Source organism: Marinobacter sp. EN3, from assembly GCF_000475315.1.
In the GTDB taxonomy this organism is placed as follows: Bacteria; Pseudomonadota; Gammaproteobacteria; order Pseudomonadales; family Oleiphilaceae; genus Marinobacter; species Marinobacter nauticus.
In genome coordinates this window covers 1-7,353 of record NZ_AXCC01000061.1, presented here as the reverse complement: position 1 = coordinate 7,353, position 7,353 = coordinate 1, and the positions used below count along the sequence as shown (strand labels likewise).

The 7,353-nt window shown below is 51.2% G+C and carries 7 protein-coding genes; 1 reads left to right on the top strand and 6 read right to left on the bottom strand.

From position 1 onward, the window contains the following. From Q675_RS33905 to Q675_RS33890, 4 genes are all read right to left on the bottom strand, one after another. The coding region (locus Q675_RS33905) for a bile acid:sodium symporter (RefSeq protein WP_023011864.1) at nt 1–861 on the bottom strand (861 nt) is incomplete at its 3' end. Nucleotides 862–894: 33 nt separating this feature from the next. Next, a complete protein-coding gene (locus tag Q675_RS33900; RefSeq protein ID WP_023011863.1) occupies nt 895–1,803 on the bottom strand; it encodes a cation diffusion facilitator family transporter in 909 nt (302 codons plus the stop codon). Between the two features lie 97 nt (nt 1,804–1,900). Continuing rightward, nucleotides 1,901–2,416, bottom strand: coding sequence for a signal peptidase II (lspA, locus tag Q675_RS33895; protein ID WP_023011862.1), 516 nt, complete (start codon nt 2,414–2,416; stop codon nt 1,901–1,903). A 4-nt stretch (nt 2,417–2,420) separates the two neighbouring features. Then, nucleotides 2,421–3,317: a cation transporter gene (locus Q675_RS33890; RefSeq protein WP_023011861.1), complete on the bottom strand. Its 897-nt coding sequence runs from the start codon at nt 3,315–3,317 to the stop codon at nt 2,421–2,423. Nucleotides 3,318–4,180: 863 nt separating this feature from the next. Here Q675_RS33890 and Q675_RS33880 point away from each other — a divergent pair. Beyond that, a protein-coding gene (locus Q675_RS33880) for an IS3-like element ISMaq2 family transposase (protein ID WP_152525078.1) occupies nt 4,181–5,388 on the top strand; the annotation gives its coding sequence in 2 pieces (ribosomal slippage) (nt 4,181–4,508 and nt 4,508–5,388; 1,209 coding nt in all). 441 nt (nt 5,389–5,829) lie between these two features. Here the strand turns inward: Q675_RS33880 and Q675_RS33875 are convergent. After that, the gene (locus Q675_RS33875) at nt 5,830–6,132 is read right to left on the bottom strand and encodes a helix-turn-helix transcriptional regulator (protein ID WP_023011859.1); all 303 of its coding nucleotides are present in this window, start codon (nt 6,130–6,132) and stop codon (nt 5,830–5,832) included. Between the two features lie 833 nt (nt 6,133–6,965). Then, the coding region (locus tag Q675_RS33870) for a site-specific integrase (protein WP_023011858.1) at nt 6,966–7,353 on the bottom strand (388 nt) is incomplete at its 5' end.

Here is a 7,353-nt window from a genome sequence, read left to right as displayed (position 1 = left end):
CCTATGAGAAATCCGGGCTAGGCTGAAGATGACGGTGCGACCGGTTTCTACCGGTAATCGAAAGACCCGGCGCAGAGCCTTTCCAACCAGAGCCGCAGCTAGAAGATAGGCCGGAAACAGAATCATCAAGGGCCAGATAAGTGAGCCGGTACTGTCGATCTGGCTGACCTGTGTCATTGAGATGATGAACAGTACGACTGTCAGCAGAGGGACCGGCATCAGACCCATGAAGCGAATGAACCCGATGGCTTTTCTGGAGTTTTCGGCCCATTTTTCAGTCAGAAATGCCAGGATAAGCGGGACAATAATCAGCCCGCCAAAGGCCGGCAGGAGGTGCCGCCCAAGCTCAAGATTCACGTCGAACTGATTACCCATGAAAAGCCAGAGGTAAAGTGGAAGAAGACCCAGTTGAGCAATCAGCAGAACCGGTGTTGCCGCAATGGCTCGGGTGCTGTCCCCCTTGCCTAGGTGAGTGAAGGTGACAAACCAGTCGGTACAGGGCATCAGCAATACCAGAAGCACTCCCAACTTCAGCGCGTCATTGTCCGGCAGCGCCAATATCAGCAAGGCAGTGATCGCCGGCATGACCAGAAAATTTCCGGTGAGCAAGGCACCCATGAACCGACGGTCCCGGAACATATCAGACAGGTGGGTCAACGGTGTTTGAGTAAATGTGGCGTAGAGCAGAACTCCGAGCAACCCCCAGATTAAGTAATCCGGCACACTGTCACCGAGGGACGATGTCCAATCCACAGACAGTCCGAAAACAACAGCGATGAGGTAGGCCCAGACCTGGTGGCGTTCAATTACGTCTCGCATGGCGTGCTCGTAACCGAGTGGAATGTCGGCCATTCGCAGCATATCTGCCACACGGTACCCTTTTCAGCAGCCCTGCTAGCCATGGCCATAAGTATGGGCATCTTTGTGACTGTGATCAGGATGTTCAAACTCCAATGTTGAATGAGTGATGCCGAACTCGTTTTCCAAAGCTCGTTTTATCCCACCCTTGACTTTTTCAAGTTCATTCCAGGCACTTATTTCGACCACCACATGGGCGTCGAGGGAGGCATCATGCTCACCCATCTGCCAGAAATGTACGTGGTGAAGGTCTAAAACGCCTTCTACGTTTGATAAAGCCTCGATGACAGAATCTGTGTCGATATCCAATGGACTACCCAGCATGAGTGTCCGGATGGTTCCGCCGATTTCCGTTAGACCCAGGTAGAGAATATAGCTTGCGATACCAATTGTGATCGCGGGATCAACCCAACGCATGTCGTACAGGAGAATCAGGGCGCCGCCTACAACGACTGCAATTGACGCAAACGCATCAGACAAGTTGTGTAGAAACAGCGCACGGATGTTGACGCTGTCCTTTTGCATGGAGTAAGTAAGCAGCGCGGTCAAACCATCCACTACCAATGCGATAATGCCAAGCCAAACTACCCACCACCCCTTGATTTCCGGGGGATCTATGAATCGCATGCCACCTTCGTAGATCAAATATGCCCCGATCATTATCAAAGTGGTGTAATTTATGAGTGCCGCAACAACCTCAATTCTCCCGTAGCCAAAGGTCATCTTCGAGTCGGCCGGGCGGCGTGCAATCTTCCGCGCCGCAAATGCGATAAATAGTGACGCCATATCCGAAAAGTTGTGTATAGCGTCGGCTATCAGCGCCAAGCTGCCAGCGAAGATCCCTCCAGCGATCTGAGCCAAGGTTAGGATACCGTTCGCCCAGATAGCTACTGCAACTCTCTTATCCTTAGTATCCGGTGACATGTGAGCATGCTCGTGGCCCATTGTTTTCTCCTTGGTCGTTGCTGTTCAATTAAACGTAGTCGCAACACTCGCTAAGCCTGGCTCAGAGGGCTTAGCGAGTGTTGCGACCGCGCGAAAACTAGCCATTCTGGCGATTTTCCATGTTATTCCCGGCACCTTTCTCGGCTGTGAAGCTCGTGACCAAAATCATGGCCACGCCCAGGACGATGAACACGTCGGCAAGGTTGAACGCCGGCCAGTGCCGGGATTGCCAATGAAAATCCAGGTAATCGACAACATAGCCTCGAAAAACTCGGTCGATGACATTTCCAAATGCACCGCCAAGTACCATCGAATAGGCTAGTGCTTCGGTTCGCTTATGGCTGTCCCGAATCAATTTGACCAGAACAGCCGAGACGACAATGGCTATCGCAATAAAAAAATATCGCTGCCAGCCACCGCCATCGGCAAAGAGACTGAAGGCAGCGCCTTTATTCCATACGTGCACCCAATTAAAGAAAGGGGTGATCTCAACCGATTGTCCGTAAGCCATGGATTGCTGGACGAGCCATTTAATAAGTTGGTCGGCCAGAGCTATAAGTGCCGAAAAGCCGAGAAAAGTGAGCGTAAAAAAGCGAGAACGGTCTTCAGACATCGAATTATCCTTTTAGCGCAAGGATGCGCTTGGCACCAATGAGTACAATGCCTCCCACAATACCGCCAATAACCAGATCCGGGTAGTTGGAGCCGGTCCAGGCAACAAGAAGGGCTGCAAGGATAACTCCCAGATTGATAACCACATCATTGGCCGAAAATATCCAGCTGGCTTTCATGTGAGCACCGCCGTCACGGTGTTTGGCGATCAGGAGCAGGCAACTGATGTTGGCAATAAGGGCCACAGATGCGACGGCCATCATCATTGACGACTGGGGATCACTGCCAAACAGAAAGCGCCTGCCAACTTCAACCAGTACCCCAGCGGCAAGGATAAGCTGGAGTATGCCAGCCACATGCGCCGCTCTGACCTGCATTTTGATGCCGTGCCCAACGGCGTAAAGCGCGAGACCGTAGACGGCGGCATCGGCAAGCATGTCTAGCGAGTCTGCAATCAGGCCAGCGGACTGGGCGATCAGGCCCATCGTCATCTCGACCAGAAACATCAGTGCGTTGATTGCCAGCAGTATCCATAAAGTGCCGGACTCTTCGCTTTCGTTGGCCTTAGAAGATTCAGCCGCTCTGACGGATTCAGCGCTGGCGTCTTCTGTCCTCTGCAAGGAAGCGCCCAGACCCAGGGTTTCCAGTTTGCTGGTAATAGGTCCGACTTCGCCTTGATGGATAATTTCCAGCTTTCGATTCGATAGGTCGAATGAGAGTGACTGAATGTTGTCAAAACCCGTGAGCGCCATTCGAATCATTCGCTCTTCTGAGGGGCAATCCATTTTCGGCACGCTGTAGGTGCTGAGCTGGCTGTCTGTTTCGGCGGTGACGGGGCTCTGAAGCTCATTGTTAACGACAGAATCTTCGCTGCCACACTGTCCATCGCAGGGTTTGCTCATTTTCGCGGCTCCGGTTCTCACACAAGTTCCGTTATTTAAAACCCTGTAGTCACTACAGGGTCAACGTTAAGTTGTTAGTTTTTGACGACACTGGTGAACCCACCGCGATTCGACGACTTGCGGTATGACCCTGTAGTAACTAAAGAGTTGAACTGGAGTACATTAAAAGGAGTTTGAGCAACGATGAGGCAGGGCAACAAGAGCGTACTAATCCTTGGTAGCTACGGAGCTGCAGGGGCGGCTATTGCAACACTCTTGGGCAACGGATCGACAGCGACATTGTCTTGGCAGGCCGGTCGCTGGAAAAAGGGCGTGAACGGGCGGAACAATTAGATCGCCCGGGGAATACCGGGCAGAGCTGGCATCAAATTAACAAGGTGGTGTCCGGTTTAGCGGGGGCCACCACAGGGAGCGAACAGAAGAATTTAGTGAATGACCTGGCGTCAGACGGAAAGCGCTTCCGTGCCCACGACGCGATGTACGAAGACAGCCGCTTATATTCAAGTTCAATTCAGTGTCAAAGGATATAATAAAAGGTTTTGGTTTTAGGTTGTTGAAATACAAAGAAAAAATTTAAAAATGTAACAACTCTGCAATAAGTGCAAAGCACCATCTACTCAGCATTTGAAAGACTTCAAGTGTCATTTTGAATCTATCTAATCTGAAGAGGTGTCCATGAAAAAGTGTCTATCAATGTTGGTGTTTGGTGGGGTTGCAGTAACTTCAATGAATGCACTAGCGGGGGAAGGTCCTATCCTGTACGGCAAAGCCAATGTTTCGTATTGTAGTAGCCCCCATTTAAACCGGACACCTTGGTAGAAGCAAAGGCCTAGGCATAGACCTAGTGCAAAGGAGTGTCCAAGGTGGAGAGAATCGAAGTCATAACCGGAGTGCAGCGCCGTCGCCGGTATTCCGCGCAGGAGAAAGCATTCATGGTTGCAGAGTGTGAGCAGCCAGGCATGTCGGTATCGCTTGTAGCCCGGCGTCATGGTATATCAGCAAGTCTGTTGTTCCGTTGGAAGAAGCTGATGAAAGACGGTGGCATGTCCGCGATTGAATCCGGTGATGAGGTTGTAAGCGCATCCGAGGTGAAAGCCCTGAACAAGAAGGTTCGGGAGCTGGAGCGGATGTTGGGCCGCAAGACGATGGAAGCTGAAATACTCCGGGAAGCCCTGGAGGTGGCTCAGTCAAAAAAGTTGATCTCGCGCATGCCGTTGCTGCCACCGGACGATACCCTCTGAAGCGGGTTGCGGAAGTGCTGAAGGTATCGCGCTCCAATCTTCTGGATCGTCTTCATGGTCGCCAGAAAGGCCGAAGCCCGAGATACAGAAAACAGGACGATGACCGGCATTTGCCGTTTATCCGTGAGCTGTGCGAGGCCCGTGCTGCCAATGGCTATCGAAGGATCACGGCTCGACTGAATCGGTTGCTCGCAGCCAATGATGAGCGAGTAAACCACAAGCGCGTGTACCGACTGATGAAGCAGGATGGGCTGCTGTTACCCCGGTATACAGGGCGACCTCAAGAGCGCTGCCACAACGGCCAGGTTATTACGTTGAAGCCGGACCTTCGCTGGTGCTCGGATGGCTTTGAGATCCGCTGCTGGAACAAGGAGGTTGTCCGTGTAGCCTTCAGCCTGGACTGCTGTGATCGCGAGCTGATGCGCTATGTAGCGACTACTGGTGGCATCACCGGTGAGATGGTTCAGGACCTGCTGCTGGAAAGCTTGGAATACCGGTTCGGCCAGTCAGAGCGAGTGCCTCATCCGCTGGAATGGCTGACGGACAATGGCAGTTGCTACATTGCCAAAGAAACGCGAGCCTTCGCGTCCTCTCTGGGGTTTGTAGTGTGTACTACACCGGTGAGAAGCCCTCAGAGCAACGGCATGGCTGAGGCCTTCGTGAAGACGTTCAAGCGGGACTATGTGTACCTGAACGATCTTCCTGATGCCGCCACGGTGATGGCCAGGTTGCCGGAATGGATCGAGGACTATAACCGCAGCCACCCGCACAAGGGGCTGAAAATGAAATCGCCCTGGGAGTACCGGGCGGAACTGGCATCAAACGAATAAGGTGGTGTCCGGTTTAGCGGGGGCAACTACAGGCTCCTTTTCACCTCAATACCAACAATTTGAGCGTTGTCGGTCCATTGGGGCTCGCCCTCTTGGTTGCCGGAAATCGCAAATCTACTGTGCATTCTTGAATTAGTAAGGAACGGGTTAGAGCCCCTTTCTGAAAGCGAGCGCGATGAGGAATTGCCCCTGAATAGCATGGCGGGATCCAAGGCAGAAGCGGTGAACCAGAGGTTCCCTGGTCTCTCCGAACCTCTGGGTTGCGTGAATCCTGCCACGGGCCTTCCGATGATCGGGGATATCGACGTGGAAGGGAATGCCTTTGGCACCAGTTCTCCGTGTGTTGACTGCTCACCTGGGGTTAAGGGCCCGTTTTGTGAGCACGACTTGTTGGATCTGGGCGACAACTGGGTATGAGCTTCGATCATATATGATGCACCTCTACGAATTGTTCAAGCGCTCGCACCAGTTTTTAATGTCCGCCGGAAACCAGCGTCGACTTCCCAGTCCACGTTTCGAGGGCAGGCGGAAGCCTGTCGGGAAGTCTGGCATGTAGAAATAATTTTTCATAACGCTGGCCTCGCTTACTTGCAAAAATTTGGCTACGTCAGATGATGTCCATAGCTGAGAGTCTGGGCTTGGTTTATCAGCCTCTAACATTGACAGAAAGAATTTGCACAGCTGCTCCAGATTCTGAGGGAGCTCTGTGTCTGCTAGTTCAAGACCTGAGGTTGGATGTTGCATGTTGTTCCTCCGTTCGCACCGGTTTCTAGGTGGATACGGGGTGGAGGAATTTACACGCGTTAGTTGGAGCATGTAGTTACCCCCCGTTTTCTTTGCAAAAAATATTTGCCTCAGATTACACGATAGCTCGGATGGCAATTGGTAAGGTCAGCAAGATATATGGTTGCAATTTGCATATAATTGGGTGCGAGGAAACGGCTATTTTTGAGGGGCTATAAGCGATTTACAAAACGGATAGTCGCCATACTAAATATGTCATGTGGAAACGCGACCCCTTGGAGCCAAATAAGACATTTAAAAACCGCACAGTCCCTTAAAAAAGTGAGGTGAAAAATTCGGGCGTGGTTCCAAGTCCTCTCTGGAAAACAGCGTGGCGCTCCGACAACTGTTTTTGGTCGCAATCTGAGGGTAAAAACCACGATTTTTCACCTCGTTATTCTGAAAAAATGAGCACCATTTTGGACGAATATGAAGGATAAAAACGGCGGTTTTGTTACGGTTTCCTCCGCAGTTTCTAGTGGGTTTTGAATCGGAAACTACTGTGGTTTTCTCAGAAAATTACAAGAATAAAGGTGGAAATATCTACCTATACGTTCCGTGTTGGGTCGTTTTTTCTGCACGATAGACGTCCCTGTAATGCCATCGAATTGCTCCATAGATGGCAGTGACACCAAGCGATATAGCGATTAAAAAAATCGCTAGAATGATGGATAAACTGGGAACCATAATAGCCTCAAATGGTAATTTTAGTTGGTGCAGGGCGTGATTTTGAGCCGCTGTAGCCTGCTCCTCAGTCCGATTCTAACGGCTTAAGGAGCAGATCGAGGCATCAACTAGTCGAGTTTTTGCACCAAATCCGAAGGATCTGGCGCGTAGTAAACTGATTGCAGAATTTTTAGATCCTTGTGACCAGAAATTTTGGCCAGCTCCATCGGTCCAAATTTTTGCGCCAGCCTTGTGAGAGCAGTTCGCCGTGTGTCGTGGAAATGGATGCCCTCGAGTCTAGCTTTTGTCATGATTTTTCGCGAAAGGGCGTCTCGCTGTCGTGAGGTAACGGAGAAAACAGTTTGCGATCCGCCCGTGTAATCCAGGACGTGGTTTAACACCTGAACCGCTTTTTTCGAGAGTGGTACCCATCTAGGTACGCCCGTTTTTGTTTCCGGGATGTAAACAACGCGTTTGTTGAAATCGATATCCGCGACTGCGTAAACCGCTGAAGGT